The sequence below is a fragment of the Vibrio sp. M60_M70 genome, from assembly GCF_037162085.1.
Lineage (GTDB): Bacteria > Pseudomonadota > Gammaproteobacteria > Enterobacterales > Vibrionaceae > Vibrio > Vibrio diabolicus.
In genome coordinates this window covers 159,769-178,219 of record NZ_JARLUL010000002.1, presented here as the reverse complement: position 1 = coordinate 178,219, position 18,451 = coordinate 159,769, and the positions used below count along the sequence as shown (strand labels likewise).

Sequence of the window (18,451 nt, the reverse complement as noted above, 5' to 3'; positions counted from 1 at the left end):
TAGCTGATAGTTAAGGACATAATCATGAGTGAAAAAATTTACTTTAATACATCGCAACGTTTCAGTATTAAGCGCAGTTTGGTGAACATCAGTACGCGTTTACACCATACGCTGGCCCCTTCCCATGCAAAGAATACCGCGCGTAAGTTGCTCCTGACACCTGCTCGCACTGCACCTAAAAACACCGAACCTCAAGGACTTACCAAGGGTGAAATTAAAGGGCATGCAGGCATTATCAAAACCTACACTTTGGGCTCTGGACCTATTTGGGTGTTAACTCATGGTTGGTCTGGCACCGCAAGTCAGTTTTATCCGTTGATGGAACATATTGCGTCGAAAGGGTTCACCGCTTTGGCATACGATCATCCAGCACATGGTGAGAGTGAAGGGCAGTATGGGCACATTCCGGGTTTTGTCAAAGGGTTAGAAGATGTGTTAGATACGGTAGACGATATTGTTGGTCTAGTTGGGCACAGCATGGGCACCGCTTCTGCTCTTGAGTGCAGACATAGCAAATTAGAAAACAAGCCTTTACTGCTTATTGCACCGGTATTGAATTACGTAGAGAACCTATTCGGTAGCATTGCGCGTTCAGGTTATTCGATGAAGCTTTTTAATGCTGTGGTTTCAGAAGTTGAAGATCAATTTGGTTACCCATTACAGTCAATTGATCCGCTAAAGCGTTTGGCTGAGCGCTCGTCTCCAGCCATCATTGTTCATGATGAGCAGGATAAGTTCACGAAGTACAGTATTTCTGCACAAGCCGCTGAAGAGATTGAAAATGTTGAGTTAGTGACAACGCAAGGTCAAGGCCATGGCCGAGTGATGAAGTGTGCACAAGTCTTCAGTAGTTTTGACCGTTTACTCGATCGTGCTTGGTAATCTTCATGCTTACTAATCGGCTCGAGCCGTTTTGGGCCAATTAGATTTGAAAGTAATACCTCGGATTGTTTTTCGTCTATGGTATCGCTTTTCTCATTATGAGATAAAAACAAAAAAGGACAGCCGAAGCTGTCCTTTGATCGTTAACTTTACAGAAAGTCTGCAAGGTTGGGCTTAGTTACAGTTAGCTACGCCAACTTCTTTCCAAACGCCCCATTCGCCAGATTGGCGAGGATCGTCACCCTGAGTCCACCATTTCGCTTCCCAAGTTTTACCTGCATGAGTGACTTGGTTGCCGCCTGTGTACACTGCGCTTGCATCCCATGCGTTGTCACAGGTGCCTGGGTTTGGATCGGTGGTATGCTGTGCAACAACCACAGTTGCGCTTGCCGTTGAAGAAGCTTTGCCGTCGCTCACACTTACGGTAAAGCTTAGGCTAGTGTCTTGCGGGTATTCAGCAGCAGTGAAAGTTACTTTAGAACCTTCAACCGTTGCGTTCAAACCTTGAGGCAGCGTCCAGTTGAAAGTAAGAGTATCGTTGTCTGCATCGCTAGAGGCTGACGCATCTACAACCACAACGTCACCAGCGTTTGCTGTTGCTGGAGCAACAACTTGCGCTACTGGCGCATTGTTCGCTGGGTCAACCACACCTGCTGGTTTCACCGTTACCACAACGAGATCAGATGCTGTCGCACCTTCGTTGTCAGTCACCGTTAGCTTGAAAGTGAATTGCTCCTCAACGGTAACTTCTGCTGCATCAAAGCTTGCTTTCGCTGTGTCTGCGCCTGCTAGTACCACTGCTGTACCAGATACTTGTTCCCACGCGTAACTCGCGATAGTACCGTCAGAGTCTTTCGATAGGCTACCATCTAGAACCACACTTGCAGGGCCAGTTACAGATTGATCTGCGCCAGCAGCTGCGGTTGGTTTACGGTTTGGTTGAGGAACCACACCGCCAGCCATACCTTCGTGCATTGCGTTGAGAATGTCACCGTTATCCGCGTCGATTTCCCAAGAGAATAGACCCGCAAGACCTAGAGACTTAGCGTAGCTACCTTTTGCTAGCACTGAGCGGTGGTCATCAAATGTGATCAACTCGCCCGTAGTGCGGTTCCATACCCATGGTGCTTCTGCTTGTGCATCATAGCCGTACTCGAAGCCGTTAATGCCAGTGTTGTTTGCACCTAGCATGAATGACTTAATGCCTTTGTAGTCAATTACGCCATCTTCCCAAACACCTTGCGCTGTACTGCCCTTCAGTTTACCTGTAGCAGTACCTGTCATTGGGTCATTTGGATCGGTTAGCGTATCTGGAGTTACGCCTTCCCAGCCACGACCGTACATTGCTGTACCAAGTACTAGCTTGTTCGCAGGAACGCCTTGAGCAAGAAGAAGCTGGATGCCGTTATCTGCTGTGTAAGCAGGACCTTTGTACGGTTCGCCGTTCTCATCTACGCCACTACCGTCACACTGACCAGGGCGCATGAATGAACCACAGTAAAGCGCAGTCTGGTGACCAGGAACGTTGTTCCAACCGCCATAGAAGTCGTAAGTCATCGCGAAGATGTAGTCCATGTATTGAACCGCATCTGCATAGTCTACGTCTTCAATCTTGTCGTAACCGACACCGATAGCTGACGTTAGCTCGTAAGTACGGCCTGTCTCAGCTTCTAATTCATCAAGCATTACGCGCAATTCGCGCATCAGTGCGATGTAAGCTGGGCCATCGTTTACAGGGTCGCCCTTATCCGCGGCTGCACCGCCACCACCAGGGAATTCCCAGTCGATATCAACACCGTCGTAGAATTTCCAAGTTTTCAGGAACTTCTTAACCGATGCGACGAATGTGTCTCGGTTTTTCTTGTCTACGAAATCGAAGAATGGGTCAGACAGTGTCCAGCCACCGATAGATGGGATGATTTTTAGATCAGGGTTACGTTGTTTCAATGCCATTAGCATTGCGTAGTTACCCTTGATAGGTGTGCTGTATTCATGACCAGCTTGTGGGAAGCTCTTCTGATAAGCAGCCCAAGGGTCGTGGATCACGACTTCGTAGTCAGGCACGCCTGTACAAGCGGTTTGTAGTGCATTGAAGCTGTTGCCGCCAACAGACTTCACAGACTCATTTGGGCCACAAATTGGGATAAAACCGTAAAGGATGTGAGTCAAGTTGTCGACTGGCATGTTATCGACCGTGTAGTCACGACCATAGATGCCCCACTCAACAAAATACGTACCCATCACGACGCTTGGATCGGTATTGTACGTTTTGTTGTTTGGATCAACATTCATCGTCAGTGGCTTCAAGTGAGAACCATCGGTATCTGCAATCGTGATTTCAGCTGGTGCGCTTTTCGCACAACCTGTCGCATCACACGCCTCGATTTCCATTTGGTATAGGCCGCCCTGACCATATTCAAATGTCGCTGTTGTTTGGCTACCAGTGATTGGGCCGGTTGCTACTTTTGCACCATCAAAATAGACGTTGTAAGTATCACCTGGCGTGCCACTCCACTGGTTAAACTTAACAGTGATCTTCGCTTGCTCATGGTATTTCACCATGTCGTAGTAGCCTGACGTGGTTTCCATCGCGAGTTCAATTTTAGAAAACTGAAGGTTGTTGGAACCGTACATATCGATACTTGGTGCGGTTGGAGCCGCAACTGCAGCACCTGATAGTGCTAAAGCAACGCCAGCTGCACATAGGTTAAATCGAATCATAACTTCTCTCTCAATCCTTGGATTCATGTTCTACCTAGAACATAGGCTGCTCTTGCACCAGATAAGATGATTGGATTTACTCCATGTGCAAAAGCATCACACTCAGCATTTCAGAGAGTTTTTTTTCGTCAAAAAAAATTAAGACGGTTTTCGAGGCACTTGAGAGAACTTAACTAAAACTCGCACTCTGTTACACAGAAAGTGTCAGACTGAGTCAATAATTTATAAAATCTCAGCAGAAACTAAAATTATTGTTTACTCAGTATCGGGTGGGATAAATGCGATGAATACCTTATTTCATTGTTTATTAAGGTTTTGTTTCATTGAAGTAGAAAGAGAGTTGAAAGGAGAAATAGCCGTGAAGACGTGCTAGTCACGGCTGAAATGTTCACTTAATGCAGCGCGACGTTTTGAAGCCGCTCCGGTTTCTGAGCCTTGAACGGTATGCTCAAATCCCTTACGGATGAATCGTTGATCTGGAATAAGAGGCTCAATACGGCGAATCTGAGGTGAAAGGTGAGAGCCCGAGATCTGGTACGCGGTTTTTCCTAATCCAGTGTTCAACGTGATGACCTTTCCATCGAATTCAAATTCTGTCGTGATGAGTCGATGGTTTCGATATACCCCATCCTCTGTGAAAGTCAGACGTTCTGTTTGGTAGGGTGGCGCGCCGATCTCAATCCACTCGCCGTAGACTTTTTCCGGGTCAATATGGTCTTGATAGGATAGGTGGATTTGATAGCTGAAAAACGTCAAAAGACCCACCCCGAAAACGGCAAATGCGCTTTTGAGGACTTTGGATTGGTGGCGAGCCCAAAATGAAAGTTTTGGTTCCTGTCTTGTTTTCCGCCTTCGGCGAGCTGAGTCCGTCATTGGTCTACTTTTCTTCCCTTTTTTAATATGGTGGAAACCTTCCTTCTCAAAAACAAACAATCCCGCCATTAAGACTAAGAAATTATGATCTAATGTCCACTTTTACATTCGGATACACTCTTATTGATGGTTTTATTGTTTGCTAGCGTTAACTAATTCACCGACTTTATCTCACTAATTACGTCGTCTGGTTAAGCCTAGAAAAAGGTGGCCTCGCTCAGTAGCAAAGGATGTGCTTTATAACGTTGAGCTTAATGGCTTTCAGAGCTTGAGTAACAGGAAGAAACAAGGTAAAAAAGAGCGGACTTTTGATAAGGAAACCAATAATGAGTATTAAGGAAAATAGCTATTTTGCAGGTAGTGTAAAATCACTAGGCTTTAACCAGAATGATCAGGACGTTAGCGTTGGTGTAATGCTTCCTGGTGAATACACGTTCGGCACTCAAGCGCCTGAGCGTATGACGGTTGTAAAAGGTGCACTTGTGGTCAAGCGTGTCGGCGAGAGTGATTGGACGACTTACCAAAGTGGTGAGTTTTTTGAAGTGGAAGGGAACTCCTCATTTGAGCTTCAAGTGAAAGACGCGACTGCGTATTTATGTGAGTACTTCTAAAGCGTCCTTTTTGCCTGTAACAAAGCCACCTTCGGGTGGTTTTTTCGTCTATGTCCTTCACTTATAACGCATCTTTTGGTTATTTGGGTATATACTTAATAAAAATGTACCCATCGACCAGGGAGGAAGTGATGGCAGTACAACGCAAGCATTCTGATCTCCCTCCTCGTTACGAGGACAAAGATCTCACCAATGAGCAAAGACATCGTTTTACCGAGGTCGCCAATGCAGCCCATAAGAGACGTGAATTCTATCGACGTGCTCTAGGAAAAGGCTTAATGGGCAAAGTGAAGGACCGTGCGTTTAAAGGCCAATTCGGTCGCCAGCAAGATAAGCCGAGCAGAGTGCTGCAAGCTGTGTGGCTAATCGTATTTCTGGTGCTGGGGCTATGGGTGATGCATGTATTCGCTTAACCGTTAGCAAGCTTCTGACACAGCCGGCGTTTCAGAGGCTGACTTCTCTTCGGTATTGCAGTGCTCGTAATACGCGTATTGGTTTTTCCCTGTGTGTTTAGCCGCATACATTGCTTTATCTGCGCACCGAGTCAATTCAGATAAATCCTTCGCATCTTGTTTGTAGATAGCAGCGCCCACACTCATCGTTAACTCGTTAATCATATCGTAGCTTCGGTAGCCTTTTGGGAATAGATTCACAATACGCTTCAAAATGCTGTCGAGGTCATCTTTACTGTTTATGTCGTACAGCATGAGCACAAACTCGTCGCCCGCAAATCGAGCGATGGAGTAGTCGTGTTTGTCGGTTTTTCTGTCTTTATGGCGAACATTGTTTTTTAATCGAGTTGCAAAGGCTTGAAGCACTTGGTCACCAATATCGTGTCCGTAGGTGTCGTTAATATGTTTGAAGTTATCAATATCTAGGAAGACCAGAGCAGTGATACTGTCATCAGATGAATGGTTGATCTCATCGAGCTTTGCACGCGCCCAAGTTTCAAAGCTCCAGCGGTTGGCAAGTCCTGTGAGTTGGTCAAAATACGCCAACTCTTCAATCCCTTCACGATAAAGTGTTTGAATGTAGTTGAGGACTTTTGTGTAGTAGTACGAGAATGTGTGGCACACAAATGCAGTCGCTATTAGGGTCAGCATAAATCGTCGTTCTATGATGTCACTGGCTGTTGGTAGCCGATCTAAAAAAACGACGCCAAAAAAGATCAGTAAGATATAGGTGCCACTAAACAGCAGACCGACTTTAAACTCATTGATCAGCACCAGAGTGGCGACAATGGGATATAGCCATAGCAGTTTGCCTGAGGGGGCATCGTTATACAGAAGTAGCAATAACCCTTCGAACATCAAGACTGCACTCAGCCATAGGTCGGCATATTGATGATGTCGTTGAACCTTTATCACATAACTGATACCTAAACAGGCTAAGGCACACAGAGCATGGAAAAAGCTTAATCCCCAATTATCCTCAAACAATTGAGCAATGGAGCCATAAGTTAAACATGCCGCGGCGATACTGGAGCATAAAAAGACAATTTTCTTTTTTCTTGTTGAGCGGATATCCGCCATTTCCTCTAAGCGTGCTCCAGCCAATGTCGACATTACGTATCCTTGCTTAATTAACGTGTACGCTTATTCTAGGCGGTATTTTAGCGATGAATAGAACAACAAAGTTTCCAAATGTGATGTCAGTCATTTTTAGTATGGGCCTAGAAGTGTGGTTTGGTGAGAGTGCTCAAAGCGCAACAAAGGCTTATAAAGTTTTCCATGGCGGATCTTTATGGCTTCAGATGGTTCGATTAATAATTCAAAGTAATGCATTTCCACCGCCGTATTTGCAGGATCTATCCTGACTCAACTCTGTTGGGAGTCGCATGAATGGCACCTTCTACCTATTGAGCTCGTTGTTCGTCAATCGACGATCTCTAAATTCCGGCAATGAGTTTTTCGTTGTGAAAAAGCATTAGAAATATTTTTCCGAAACAGAGCGAAATATTGTTGTCGTTGTGACCAATATGCGACTAGAATCCGCGCTAAATCACGGCCTCATATCGAGCTTCATTCGAGTCACTCTTTTTCCAAACTGCTTCACACATTTTGTGAGGCAGTTTTTAGTTGTAGGAAAGGTTACAAACATGCCTAAAAGCCAGAACATCAACCAACGAATGTCCATCGTGGCGTTAGCTTGGCCGATTCTTGTCGAAATTTTGCTACGGACGGCTTTAGGAACCAGTGACGTGTTCATGCTGAGTGGATACTCAGACAAAGCGGTATCCGCTGTTGGTGTGATCACGCAGATTACCTTTTTCTTAATCATCGTTTCGACGTTTGTCAGCAGCGGAACGGGGATTTTGATTGCCCAATACAACGGTGCTGGGCGCGAGCAAGAGTCTGTGAACGTCGGCGTTGCAAGTATTGCGCTGTCTGTGATTGTCGGTGCGTTCTTGAGTGTGATTGCCGTGCTTGGCGCGATATATCTACTCCCGTATTACGGCTTGGAAGCGCAAGTCGAGCAGTACGCTCATGAATATCTGCTGATAAGCGGTGCGATGACGTTTAACGTTACGATTGGCGTTGTTTTTACAACTATTCTGCGTAGTCATGGTTATTCACGTTCTCCAATGGTGGTGAACTTGATCTCGGGTGTGTTCAACATCATTGGTAACTATATTGCGCTTTACCAGCCATTCGGTTTACCTGTGTATGGTGTGCAGGGTGTAGCAATAGCAACCGTCGTCAGCCAAGTCATCGGTACGTTAATGTTATGGTTTATTCTCGCTCGCAGCAGCGTTGAACTACCGATGTCGACCATGAAACAAGTGCCCGCAGAGATTTACAAAAAGATCTTAAAAATCGGCGGCATGAACGCGGGTGAAGTGCTGTCTTATAACGTGGCGCAAATCTGCATTGTGTACTTTGTGGTGCAAATGGGGACGGCATCGTTGGCGGCTTTCACTTATGCACAAAACATTGCCCGTTTCTCGTTTGCTTTCGCGTTGGCAATTGGTCAGGCTGCGCAAATTCAGACTGGTTACTACATCGGCAAAGGTTGGGTGAGCAGCATTTTAAAACGCGTACAAATCTACTTCTTAGTGGGATTTGTGGCATCAACGGCGGCAACCACACTGATTTACCTGTTTAGAGAAGAGATTCTGCGCGTATTTACCGATCAACCAGAAATACTCGCATTGGCAGGTTCGTTAGTCATGGGCTCAATTTTGCTCGAGGCCGGACGTGTGTTTAACCTGATTTTTATCGCGGGGCTCAAAGGCGCGGGTGACATCAAGTTCCCAGTGCAAATGGGGATTTTGAGTATGTGGGGACTAGGCGTGTTTTTCTCCTACATCTTTGGCATCCACATGGGTTATGGCGTTTTAGGGGCTTGGATGGCAATCGCTCTCGATGAATGGGTGCGTGGTATCATCATGGCAAGGCGTTGGCGCTCTCAGGTGTGGACCAAGTTTAAGGTGAGCTAACGGTTTTCGGTATCGCGCATCACGCTTATTCTGTTGTTAGAAACCCAAAAAGGCACTGTTAGTCAGTGCCTTTTTGTTATTTAAAATCTGGAAGAAGTTAGAACTCGCACTCAGCTCTGAACACCATGCGCTCTTTGCTGTATGGATGATCCAGCTCTAGCATCTCAGCATGCAGGTGTAAGCGATTCGCTTTTTCGCCGTATAAACCATCACCAACCATCGGCATGTTTAACCCCATGTGATGAGCACTGTGTACACGTAGTTGGTGAGTTCGCCCGGTTTTCGGATACATGTATACCTTGCTGCGTCCATCTTTGACTTCAATCAGTTGCCAGTAGGTTTCTGCATGTTTACCGTGTTCAAAACACACCAACTGACGTGGGCGATCGTCGGGGTCGCCACGCATTGGCAGTGAAATTTCCCCTTCCGGCGCGTTCAATACGCCTTCGAGTAGTGCCATATAACGTTTTTGTACGCCGCGAGCCATAAACTGTTTTTGCAGACTTTTGTTCGCGCGTTTAGTTAAGGCAAACACCAAAATGCCAGAGGTCGCCATGTCGAGGCGATGAATCACAAACGGCCCTTCCACATCAGGGAACATCGCTTGTAGGCGCGTATAAGCAGAGTCTTTGATGGTTTTACCCGGCACTGAAAGTAAGCCCGAGGGCTTGTTGACGACGACCATAGCGTCGTCTTGGTAGATTATCTCTAGCTCTTTGTCTTCTGCCCAATTCTCCGCCAATGGGTTAGGTTCGACATCCAGCCCTTGCATCATATGGCCTAAAATCGGCTGACATTTGCTGTTGCACGATGGGTAGAATTTTTTGTGTTGGCGAACCTCAGACTTTGGCGAAACACCCCACCAAAATTCTGCCAGCGCCAGCGGTTTGAATCTGTGTTTAAATGCGTATTGGAGCAGTTTTGGCGCAGCACATTCCCCTGCACCTGCTGGTGGTATTGGGTTTGTGGTGTCCGCAAAAATGTCCACCAAGTCGCGTGTTTCGCCATGGCTGTTTAGGAAGCGGTATTGTTTATGCAATTTGTGCTGTAAAGCGTTGGAGAGCGTTTTGCGCTGCTCTTTCAGGTGAGCAAGTTGCTGCTCTAACTCGGCCAATCGTGCTTCTTTGATTGCAAGCTTTTCATCCCACGCTTGCTTTAAGTATTTGAGAACATTTTTCTCGGCGACACTTTGCTTACCCAACTCATCCAACAAGATTTTGAGATCATCGGCATTGAGCGTTTGCTTGCCCTGTTGGCGCTGTCGCTTGCGTGCTGCTCGGCCATCAATCATCACTTGGCGCTGTGTTTGCTCCTCTTGCTGATAAGCGGCTCGGTCGGCTTGGATTTGCGCTTTAAGCTCCGCCAATTCCGAATTCGCAGCACAGGTTTTGTACTCCGCATTGGCGGCGTTGATGGCATCCGTTTCTGCGCGGAAGAAGCCTTCATCGGTCAGCATGTCGTACACAGGAGGGACAAATCCTGGAATCAAGTTTTGGTCAGCAATTTTGCCAGAAAACGCACTTAAAAAGCCGAGATCGCCTTGAGAGCTTTCTACTAGTAATACGCCAAACATTTTGCCTCGCCCCGTTTCTTCATTAACCAAACCAAAATCGTGTTCGAAGTCGGTTTGCGCTAATAAGTGCTGTTGCAATTGCTTTGCAGCCATAACGCAAAGAGGATGCGGCGTGTAGTAGAACGGAAACGTAAACTGCGTCGGTAATTCATAACCAGAAGTATCAGCAGTAAAACGAGTAAAACAATGTTCAGGCGAGTGCATGGTGGGTATCCGCGCGAGTAAAAAATCGAGCGAGGATTGTACCTGTTTGAGTCAGGATTGCCATGTCGGTGTTGGCACTCGCTCTTGGATTAAGAACAAGAGCGAGTGGGGAAGAGCTTATTGCAGTTTTTGTAATGCCAGCTTCCACTGTGCCGGTTTGTCGTAGTAGGCCGAGTGCGGCAAGGTCAGGTACTCGCCATTTACTTCTGCAATCAGGGTTGGATAACCACCAACGTGTAGCTGGCGCATCAACTGTCGGCTAGAGCGAATTTTCTCATCTAGATCGGCTTCGCTTAACGTCATGTTTTGCTCCCACACATCGTTTGCTAAACCTAGCGATTCTGCAATGGCTTTGAGCGTCGATGCTTCATTCACTTTTAACCCGAGCTGATAATGCGCGGATTGGATGGCCTTTAGCATGTGCCATGGATTCAGCTCCATTTTCTCCGCACTCAAGATCGCTTGTGTGGGTAGATAAGAATCAAGAACAAACGCATCTTCGCTTTTCACGCGTTGCAGATATGCTTCACCAAACGTTGCTCCGGTTTCGGTTGCGATACGAGCGTCACTGTTGATGATGTGCTGACGAAATTCAGGCTCAATTGCGCGCTTCTCAATCATGCCGCCGGGATGAAGCTCCACCTTAAATTGAGAGGTGTCCATCAAGGCTTCGATGAGTGGTGATGCCACGTAGCACCAACCACACATGGGATCGAAGAAGTAATGCACGGTTACCATGACATTTCACCAGTATGCACTTTCGCACCGATTTCTAGCGCGATTGGCAATTGAGCTTCTGGGTATTTCGCTGACATAGTGTCAATGAGTTGAGCACTGTTATTGCTGTGTTTTTTCGCTTGCTGAAAATCCTGCAAGTATTGTTGCGAGTAGCGAATGGTGTCTGCGTTCAGCTTTGTGCCTGCTTTCATGTGACCAGGAATGACCACTTGAGGTTTAAGCGCAAGCATCTCGCTAAGCTGCTGCTCCCAAGCATTGATAGCGGTTTGGTCAGCGGCATCTGCCATCCATAAATGCACGTTTGAGTACACGGCTACGTTACCTAGAATCGCTTTGTTATCTGGAATCCATAGGTAAGGGCGGTGTGCTGATGTGCCATGGTTACCACGGATTTCAATCTTATGACCTTCTAGCTCTAATGATGTTTTGTCGTATGCGACAGGGATTACTGGTTTTACCGGTGCGTTTGCGCCAAGCTTTGGTCCCCAGTACGCCAACTTTCCAGCCAACTTCTCTTTAATAATTTTTTGAACCGCTGGCGTTGTGATGATCTGCGCATCAGGGAACTGTTGGTGTAAGGCCTCTGCGCCAAAGTAGTAATCTGGGTCCGCTTGGCTGATGAAAATGGTTTTAAGCGTTTTGCCTGAGTCCAACACTTTGGCGGCAATGCGCATCGCGTCAGCTTTGGTGAAGCCAGTGTCGATGACCATGGCATCAGTCTCACCGTATGCCAAGGTTGAGTTAACGTGGAAGCTGTTACCATCGGCGTTGTAAACCTCAAGAGTAAGGGGAGAGTGGTTTGCCGCTAGAGCAGGGCTTGCCATTAAAATGGATGCAGCAATCAAAGTGAATTTTTTCATAATAAGCTCCTAAAGAATTTGGGGCCAAGCGACGATGGCTTGGGAACGGGAGCTATATTAGAAAATTGATACGCTCGGAAAAATACACAATAATGTGCATCACTATTTCTTATTTCGAGCAAATGTATGGACAGAGTAACGGCAGCAAAAGTATTTGTGGATGTGGTGTATTCTGGCAGTTTTACCGCGACCGCAGAACGGTTAGACATGTCTCGGCCAATGGTGACTCGTTATGTAGAGGCGATGGAGAACTGGCTACAAACTCGTTTGTTGCACCGCACTACGCGCAAGGTGTCACTCACCACCGCAGGGGAGCGCAGCTTGCCTCAGATTGAGCGCTGGTTAAAACAGGCAGATACGTTGACGTCGAACATTGCCGTTGATGGTGAGCTGTCCGGAAAAATCCGTCTCGCGTCTAGCACTTCATTTGGATTCTCACAGTTGATCCCAGCAGTAAACAGTTTTATGCAAAAGCACCCCAAAGTGCATATCGACATAGATCTGCAAGATTCAGTGAGTGATCTAACCGAGCAACGCATCGATCTGGCAATCCGAATTGCGTCAGATCCCGATCCTTCTTTGATTGGTAAGCCGATTGCGGTGTGTGAATCGGTGTTGGTGGCATCGCCGCAATACTTGCAAACTCATCGCGCGATCGCGCATCCGCGAGATTTATCTTCACACGACTGTTTGGGTTACAAAAACTTTGAGCGTCACGTGTGGCATTTGTCTCAGGGCGACCAGTTCGAATCGGTGGGAATTGAGTGTCGCCTAACCAGCAATGAGGCCACGGCGTTATTGCATGGCGCTTTGCAAGGCATGGGTATTTCGATGCTGCCAACCTATTTGAGCAATATCTATCTGCAATCGGGTCAGCTTGAGTCAGTGTTGCCGGATTGGAAGCCAAATGATCTCAACATTTACGCGCTTTATTCATCGCGTAAACACTTGTCTCCTGCGGTGAGAGCCTTCATCGATCACAGTGAAGATTACTTTAAACAGCACCCTTGGTAATTGCGAAAGGCGTCGTCATCCCGACTTGAGATTCATACAAGATCCTGTACCTTACATGGATATATTTTTCGCAGCGTCATTTAGAGTTTTAGTTAATGTCACAAGTTCGCATCAAATTTATTGCTTCCGATATGGACGGCACTTTGCTTGACCAATACGGTCGTTTGGATCCAGAGTTTTTCGACCTGTTTTTGCAATTGGAAGAGCAAGGTATTTTGTTCTCCGCTGCGTCTGGTCGTCAGTATTACAGCCTGCGAGACACGTTCGCACCAATCAAAGATCGAGTGTTGTATGTGGCCGAAAACGGCACCTTGGTGATGTACCAAGACAAAGAGCTCTACAGTTGCACCATGCCTAAAGCGGAAGTGGCGGAGATTGTGAAAGCGGCTCGTGAAATTGACGGGGCGAACATCGTATTGTGTGGCAAGCGCTCGGCGTACATCGAAACGCATGATCAGCAATCACTGGAAGAGTTTCAAAAGTATTACCACCGCTGTGAATACGTGCCGGATTTACTTGAGGTCGAAGACGAGTTTATTAAGGTAGCAATTTGTCACTTTGACGGTTCGGAAGAGCTCTTGTTCCCGACCATGAACGCGAAGTTTGGCGCAACGCATAAAGTTGTGGTGAGCGCAAAAATTTGGCTGGATGTGATGAATGCCGAGGCGTCTAAAGGCGCGGCCATTAAGCATCTTCAAGAGACGATGAATTTTACTCCGGCAGAAACCATGACGTTTGGTGATTACCTCAATGACCTCGAAATGCTGCAAGTCAGTGAGCATTCGTACGCGGTTGCCAATGCGCATGAAGAGATTAAGAAAATCGCTCGTTATTCTGCGCCAAGCAACCAAGAGGCTGGGGTACTAAAAGTGATTAAAGAGAAAGTGTTAGCGAAGTAACGCTCATCCTTTCGATGTTCTTTTCTTGTTAACGTAAAAAGTCCCGCAGTGTATGCGGGGCTTTGTTTTTGAGTAGTAATGTTCCCGTTTTTTAGCGCACGTACTTAGCGGTTGCGCTGACCAAAAAGTGCTGCAACTTTCCATTCGATTTTGGTACCCACAAATCGTTGTGGTATTGGTAGATACGGCCATTGACGGTCACAGATAAGGTGTTATCACCCGTTTGTTCCATGCGAATAAACTGATCCGAAGTGACCAAAAACGGCTCTTGCTCTTCAATACTTTGACCCGTTGCCAATACGAAGTAGCCGAATCGGTTGCCAGCATCCGGATCGGTTGAGTAGATTCGATGCCCAACGAGGCTGTAGCCGTCGTTGAGTGCCTGCTCAAGCGTTTTTTGCCCGATGGTTTCGTGCGATGGGATAAATACCCAAGCCAACACACCTGCCGCAATGACTGCCAGTAGAAGCAGTACTTGCATGAACTTTCTCATCATAAATACCGTTTAACGTTGAAATTTCATTTTGTACATGCGCTTATCCGCTATGCTGATAAGAAAGTCAACATTGTTACTGTCTTTTGGGTATTGCGCTAAGCCCATGCTGGTTGATAGTGTTGCGACGTTGTCGGAATTTAGTATTGGCGCATCAAATACCGCATTGATATGCTCACGAACGCCTTCTTCATCAACATGCTCCCCTTCGAGGATGACGGCGAACTCATCGCCTCCCATGCGATAGACGGTAAAATCATTCAACGCCATAGATTTAAGCCGTCTAGCAATTTCACGCAGTACGGTGTCTCCCACTTGGTGACCGTGTGTATCGTTGACACTTTTAAAACCATTTAAATCTAAAATCCACAGAGAAAAAGGCCTTTTCTCTTGAGTGAGCTCATTCAGGTTGATAAATAGTGCATTGCGATTTCCAAGATGAGTCAGTGGGTCGCTGAGCGCCAGTTTTCTATGGAAATGGGATTCACGATAAAAGAAATAAGTCAGAGACAGGATCGACAAAACGAATGTAGCAAACAGCATATACTGCGCTTGCATTAACCGTTGCGTTTCTCCTTTCTGTGCCTCATAGACTTTGCTGCTTAGGCGAAAGTTCTGATTAACGAAATCGACCAAGCTTAAGTACAGTGTTTGAGTGGATCGATAAAATTGAGCCGCAGCTTGGCTATCGCCAGTTCTTGCTTCAACTAATTGCGCTTCCAGACCCTGAAATTCCTCAAAAAGATCAATGAAATACTGATGCATATTATTTCGAGAGAAAAAAATGTAGGCTTCATTACTACTAATTAATAAATCGAATCTACTCCAGGCCAATTCATATTGCAGCTCTGCACCTTCGATATTTAATACATTTTCATCGACTCGTCTCGCTTCTCCGACAAGTTCCGAAAGCTCTTTAGAGAGTTGGAATAAAAACCAGGTTGCTTGTTTTTGCTCATTATTAAAGTTTTGTGACAGTGCGCGTGTCTGCTGCAGAAGCAATACATTTGCGAGAAGCAAAGAAGTGGCAAACACCACAAGCAACATTTTACTGGTTGTAGAGTATTGTGGTGCTCTCTGCTTTTGATAGGTGGGTTCTGATAACTTCATTCTTATTATTTTGCTTTCATCTCATTTACTTGCCAGACCATTTGCGCGTGATATTTATTGTAGTTGAGCTCAGGATAGAGACTAAGAGAGTATATTACCCAAAATGGCCCCTTATTCCTGACTTTTATATAGTGTTGATCTTGTTGGTAAGCCAGTATTGGTTGGTATCTAAGAATGTCTTGTCGAGACAGTGTCGAGTGATAGTCATTCAAGCTACTGACATCTACTTGTTCTGGCACTTTGCCATAGACGTGGGTGAGGAGCGTGCTAAGTTTAACCCCAAGAAATTCAGAAGAAGCAGGGATCCAAGGCAGCGTGGTTGTGTAGCTGGTGGTTGGTAAAGATTGAATCTCTTCCAGTTTTAATGTGACACTAGGTTGTTGGCTACTGCTAAATACGATCGTACTTGCAGATAAGAATGGCGCAACAAAAAACAGACCTAGCGCGACTATCTTTTTCATCATATGCCCTTTGAGTTTTATTCTTTTTGCTGAGCTAGGACAAAGGTGCTAGCGGTACTTTATTTGTAATTGTAATAATAGAGCCAACCGGATGAGATTTTATAATATGTTATGTTTGAAAAGTAACTGTCGGTTTACTGTACGTCAAGGTTATTAAGTGACTTCTTAATTAAAAGGTCAGAAATATGCGTTATTATTTCGCTCTATAACGAATTCGTGTCAGTTCGCAGATTTTTAATGGAAATTAATCCTATTTTCAACCGATGAATTGTATTGTGAATGAGAATTAGAAGGGTTAATGGTTGAGGTATAAGCGAACCCGGTTTCATCCTCACATTGTTCTCTATCTTTATTCCAATGTTATTTAAGATTGGTATGTTAATACGCACCAAAAATAAAGCCACCTAGGTAGGTGACTTTATTTTTTAATTCATCAAGTTACTTCTATTAATTAGGCAAACAAATACTTCGCATGGAAGTTGAGATGATCGTCAATAAAGCTTGAGATGAAATAATAGCTATGGTCGTAACCAGATTGCATTCTTAAGTTCAGGTTTGAATCATGCACTTTTGCTGCAGCAACCAGCGCTTCTGGCCTAAGTTGCTCGTTAAGGAAGCCATCAGCATCACCTTGATCAACCAAAATAGGAAGTGGTGATGGTTTTTGCTTGAGAAGCTCACTTGCATCGTATTGCTTCCAGCTCTCAATATCTTTGCCTAAGTAAGCAGTAAAGGCTTTTTGTCCCCAAGGGCATTGGACTGGGTTACAGATAGGGCTAAACGCCGATATTGAGCGATATTGTTCTGCGTTTTTCAGACCAATGGTTAATGCTCCGTGACCTCCCATGCTGTGCCCAGAAATGGATTTTACTTCTGAGACAGGGAAATTGCTTTCAATGATCTCTGGTAACTCTTTAGTCACGTAATCGTACATGAAGTAATGCAGTGACCAAGGTGCTTGAGTCGCATTAAGGTAAAAGCCAGCTCCTTTACCCAGGTCATAGTTTTCATCGTCAGCGATACCTTCGCCTCTTGGACTCGTGTCTGGTGCAATGATCGCAATGCCAAGCTCGGCCGCCATACGAAATGCGCCCGCTTTCTGCATAAAGTTTTCATCGGTGCAGGTTAAGCCCGACAACCAGTACAAAGCGGGTACGGGGTTCGATTTAGTGGCATTCGGTGGTAAGAAAATCGCAAAGCGCATCGTGCAGTTTAGGGCTTTGGATTCGTGTGTATATTGTTTGTGCCAACCGCCAAACACTTTGGTTTGGCTTACATTTTCAATGGTCATGAATAAACTCTCTAACAACAGAATGAATTCAGGCTCCCCAAAAGGAGAGCCTGAGGTAGCATTATTGATCCATATGAATAACAGTACGGATGCTCTTACCTTCGTGCATCAGATCAAACGCTTTGTTTACGTCAGCCAATCCCATTGTATGAGTAATGAACTCTTGCAAGCCAAACTCACCAGCCATGTAACGGTTTACGATTTCTGGAAGCTCAGAGCGGCCTTTAACACCACCGAAAGCCGAGCCACGCCATACACGACCAGTTACGAGCTGGAATGGACGAGTTGAGATCTCCTGACCTGCACCCGCAACACCGATGATCACCGACTCACCCCAACCTTTGTGACAACACTCAAGTGCCTGACGCATCACGTTTACGTTACCGATACATTCGAATGAGTAGTCAACACCACCGTCAGTCATTTCAACAATCACTTCTTGGATAGGCTTGTCGAATTTCTGTGGGTTAATCACATCGGTTGCGCCTAGCTGTTTTGCAAGATCGAATTTGCTTTTGTTGATATCGATACCGATGATGCGGCTTGCACCCACCATGCGTGCACCGATGATCGCTGAAAGACCGATACCACCCAGACCGAATATCGCAACCGTGTCGCCTTTTTCAACTTTTGCCGTATTCATAACTGCGCCCATACCGGTTGTTACGCCACAACCTAACAGACACACTTCTTCAAGTGGTGCATCTTTGTTTACTTTCGCTAGCGAGATTTCAGGGAGTACCGTGTACTCAGAGAAAGTAGAACAACCCATGTAGTGGAAGATGGTTTCACCGTTGATAGAAAAACGGCTCGTGCCATCTGGCATCAGGCCTTTACCTTGTGTTTCACGCACGGCCTGACAAAGGTTGGTTTTGCCCGATTTACAGAACTTACACTCGCCACATTCTGCGGTGTACAGTGGAATTACGTGGTCGCCTACCTTAACGCTAGTGACACCTTCGCCCACCATTTCAACAATGCCGCCACCTTCGTGACCAAGAATAGAAGGGAAGATGCCTTCTGGATCGTCGCCTGACAGAGTGAACGCATCAGTATGACAAACACCTGTTGCGACGATGCGCACTAGCACTTCACCCGCTTTAGGAAGCTGTACATCCACTTCTTCCATTTTCAGTGGTTCGCCAGCGGCCCATGCAACCATTGCCTTGGATTTGATGTGAGTTTGACCAGGTTTGATTTCAACAGTCATTGGATTTTCCTTTATATTCTCAGTATATGGAGTGACGTAATAAGCGTAGTTAAGGTTTGCTTACTGCGCTGC

General features: G+C 46.0%; 17 protein-coding genes. 6 read left to right on the top strand and 11 right to left on the bottom strand.

Features of this window, described 5'->3' with window-relative positions; genetic code table 11:
• Positions 1–24 precede the first annotated feature (24 nt).
• Positions 25–882: an alpha/beta fold hydrolase gene (locus tag P4S59_RS16620; RefSeq protein ID WP_337168706.1), complete on the top strand. Its 858-nt coding sequence runs from the start codon at positions 25–27 to the stop codon at positions 880–882.
• A gap of 174 nt (positions 883–1,056) precedes the next feature.
• On the opposite strand, the gene P4S59_RS16615 is transcribed toward P4S59_RS16620, so the two are convergent.
• Positions 1,057–3,603, bottom strand: a complete 2,547-nt coding sequence (locus P4S59_RS16615) for a glycosyl hydrolase family 18 protein (RefSeq protein ID WP_337168705.1) — start codon at positions 3,601–3,603, stop codon at positions 1,057–1,059.
• Positions 3,604–3,972: 369 nt separating this feature from the next.
• Positions 3,973–4,476 (bottom strand): DUF2850 domain-containing protein, encoded by a 504-nt coding sequence (locus P4S59_RS16610; protein WP_054866862.1) that lies wholly within the window; start codon positions 4,474–4,476, stop codon positions 3,973–3,975.
• 326 nt (positions 4,477–4,802) lie between these two features.
• On the opposite strand from P4S59_RS16610, the gene ppnP reads away from it, so the two are divergent.
• On the top strand, positions 4,803–5,087 hold the full coding sequence (gene ppnP, locus P4S59_RS16605) for a pyrimidine/purine nucleoside phosphorylase (RefSeq protein ID WP_005392006.1): 285 nt from the start codon (positions 4,803–4,805) through the stop codon (positions 5,085–5,087).
• Between the two features lie 131 nt (positions 5,088–5,218).
• A complete protein-coding gene (locus tag P4S59_RS16600; RefSeq protein WP_041853103.1) occupies positions 5,219–5,500 on the top strand; it encodes a hypothetical protein in 282 nt (93 codons plus the stop codon).
• A gap of 3 nt (positions 5,501–5,503) precedes the next feature.
• On the opposite strand, the gene P4S59_RS16595 is transcribed toward P4S59_RS16600, so the two are convergent.
• Positions 5,504–6,652, bottom strand: coding sequence for a GGDEF domain-containing protein (locus P4S59_RS16595; RefSeq protein WP_048625526.1), 1,149 nt, complete (start codon positions 6,650–6,652; stop codon positions 5,504–5,506).
• 533 nt (positions 6,653–7,185) lie between these two features.
• On the opposite strand from P4S59_RS16595, the gene P4S59_RS16590 reads away from it, so the two are divergent.
• Positions 7,186–8,526, top strand: coding sequence for an MATE family efflux transporter (locus P4S59_RS16590; protein WP_199804124.1), 1,341 nt, complete (start codon positions 7,186–7,188; stop codon positions 8,524–8,526).
• A gap of 97 nt (positions 8,527–8,623) precedes the next feature.
• Here P4S59_RS16590 and P4S59_RS16585 read toward each other — a convergent pair whose 3' ends face one another.
• The 3 genes from P4S59_RS16585 to P4S59_RS16575 form a co-directional block, all read right to left on the bottom strand.
• Positions 8,624–10,303, bottom strand: coding sequence for an RluA family pseudouridine synthase (locus P4S59_RS16585; protein ID WP_337168704.1), 1,680 nt, complete (start codon positions 10,301–10,303; stop codon positions 8,624–8,626).
• Positions 10,304–10,420: 117 nt separating this feature from the next.
• Entirely contained in the window at positions 10,421–11,041 is a 621-nt protein-coding gene (locus P4S59_RS16580) for a DsbA family protein (RefSeq protein WP_337168703.1), read from the bottom strand.
• Positions 11,035–11,901 (bottom strand): MBL fold metallo-hydrolase, encoded by an 867-nt coding sequence (locus P4S59_RS16575; RefSeq protein ID WP_337168702.1) that lies wholly within the window; start codon positions 11,899–11,901, stop codon positions 11,035–11,037. The genes P4S59_RS16580 and P4S59_RS16575 overlap by 7 nt, the downstream gene beginning before the upstream one ends.
• 126 nt (positions 11,902–12,027) lie before the next feature.
• Here P4S59_RS16575 and P4S59_RS16570 point away from each other — a divergent pair, with 126 nt between their 5' ends.
• A complete protein-coding gene (locus P4S59_RS16570) occupies positions 12,028–12,915 on the top strand; it encodes a LysR family transcriptional regulator (RefSeq protein ID WP_005391995.1) in 888 nt (295 codons plus the stop codon).
• A gap of 95 nt (positions 12,916–13,010) precedes the next feature.
• Positions 13,011–13,814 carry an HAD family hydrolase gene (locus tag P4S59_RS16565; protein ID WP_337168701.1) on the top strand — a complete coding sequence of 268 codons (804 nt, stop codon included), beginning with the start codon at positions 13,011–13,013 and terminating at the stop codon, positions 13,812–13,814.
• A gap of 91 nt (positions 13,815–13,905) precedes the next feature.
• On the opposite strand, the gene P4S59_RS16560 is transcribed toward P4S59_RS16565, so the two are convergent.
• The 5 genes from P4S59_RS16560 to P4S59_RS16540 all read right to left on the bottom strand — a co-directional run bounded on the left by P4S59_RS16560 (position 13,906) and on the right by P4S59_RS16540 (position 18,379).
• On the bottom strand, positions 13,906–14,295 hold the full coding sequence (locus P4S59_RS16560; protein ID WP_337168700.1) for a hypothetical protein: 390 nt from the start codon (positions 14,293–14,295) through the stop codon (positions 13,906–13,908).
• Between the two features lie 24 nt (positions 14,296–14,319).
• Entirely contained in the window at positions 14,320–15,417 is a 1,098-nt protein-coding gene (locus tag P4S59_RS16555) for a GGDEF domain-containing protein (protein ID WP_337168699.1), read from the bottom strand.
• A 5-nt stretch (positions 15,418–15,422) separates the two neighbouring features.
• Entirely contained in the window at positions 15,423–15,878 is a 456-nt protein-coding gene (locus tag P4S59_RS16550) for a hypothetical protein (protein WP_005391987.1), read from the bottom strand.
• Between the two features lie 451 nt (positions 15,879–16,329).
• On the bottom strand, positions 16,330–17,169 hold the full coding sequence (gene fghA / locus P4S59_RS16545; protein ID WP_046875601.1) for an S-formylglutathione hydrolase: 840 nt from the start codon (positions 17,167–17,169) through the stop codon (positions 16,330–16,332).
• A gap of 61 nt (positions 17,170–17,230) precedes the next feature.
• The gene (locus P4S59_RS16540) at positions 17,231–18,379 is read right to left on the bottom strand and encodes an S-(hydroxymethyl)glutathione dehydrogenase/class III alcohol dehydrogenase (protein ID WP_337168698.1); all 1,149 of its coding nucleotides are present in this window, start codon (positions 18,377–18,379) and stop codon (positions 17,231–17,233) included.
• Positions 18,380–18,451 lie beyond the last annotated feature (72 nt).

Coding starts and splice junctions, on each gene's coding strand:
- P4S59_RS16620 (WP_337168706.1), top strand. CDS start 25: ATGAGTGAAAAAATTTACTTTAATACATCGCAACGTTTCAGTATTAAG.
- P4S59_RS16615 (WP_337168705.1), bottom strand. CDS start 3,603: ATGATTCGATTTAACCTATGTGCAGCTGGCGTTGCTTTAGCACTATCA.
- P4S59_RS16610 (WP_054866862.1), bottom strand. CDS start 4,476: ATGACGGACTCAGCTCGCCGAAGGCGGAAAACAAGACAGGAACCAAAA.
- ppnP (WP_005392006.1), top strand. CDS start 4,803: ATGAGTATTAAGGAAAATAGCTATTTTGCAGGTAGTGTAAAATCACTA.
- P4S59_RS16600 (WP_041853103.1), top strand. CDS start 5,219: ATGGCAGTACAACGCAAGCATTCTGATCTCCCTCCTCGTTACGAGGAC.
- P4S59_RS16595 (WP_048625526.1), bottom strand. CDS start 6,652: ATGTCGACATTGGCTGGAGCACGCTTAGAGGAAATGGCGGATATCCGC.
- P4S59_RS16590 (WP_199804124.1), top strand. CDS start 7,186: ATGCCTAAAAGCCAGAACATCAACCAACGAATGTCCATCGTGGCGTTA.
- P4S59_RS16585 (WP_337168704.1), bottom strand. CDS start 10,303: ATGCACTCGCCTGAACATTGTTTTACTCGTTTTACTGCTGATACTTCT.
- P4S59_RS16580 (WP_337168703.1), bottom strand. CDS start 11,041: ATGGTAACCGTGCATTACTTCTTCGATCCCATGTGTGGTTGGTGCTAC.
- P4S59_RS16575 (WP_337168702.1), bottom strand. CDS start 11,901: ATGAAAAAATTCACTTTGATTGCTGCATCCATTTTAATGGCAAGCCCT.
- P4S59_RS16570 (WP_005391995.1), top strand. CDS start 12,028: ATGGACAGAGTAACGGCAGCAAAAGTATTTGTGGATGTGGTGTATTCT.
- P4S59_RS16565 (WP_337168701.1), top strand. CDS start 13,011: ATGTCACAAGTTCGCATCAAATTTATTGCTTCCGATATGGACGGCACT.
- P4S59_RS16560 (WP_337168700.1), bottom strand. CDS start 14,295: ATGCAAGTACTGCTTCTACTGGCAGTCATTGCGGCAGGTGTGTTGGCT.
- P4S59_RS16555 (WP_337168699.1), bottom strand. CDS start 15,417: ATGAAGTTATCAGAACCCACCTATCAAAAGCAGAGAGCACCACAATAC.
- P4S59_RS16550 (WP_005391987.1), bottom strand. CDS start 15,878: ATGAAAAAGATAGTCGCGCTAGGTCTGTTTTTTGTTGCGCCATTCTTA.
- fghA (WP_046875601.1), bottom strand. CDS start 17,169: ATGACCATTGAAAATGTAAGCCAAACCAAAGTGTTTGGCGGTTGGCAC.
- P4S59_RS16540 (WP_337168698.1), bottom strand. CDS start 18,379: ATGACTGTTGAAATCAAACCTGGTCAAACTCACATCAAATCCAAGGCA.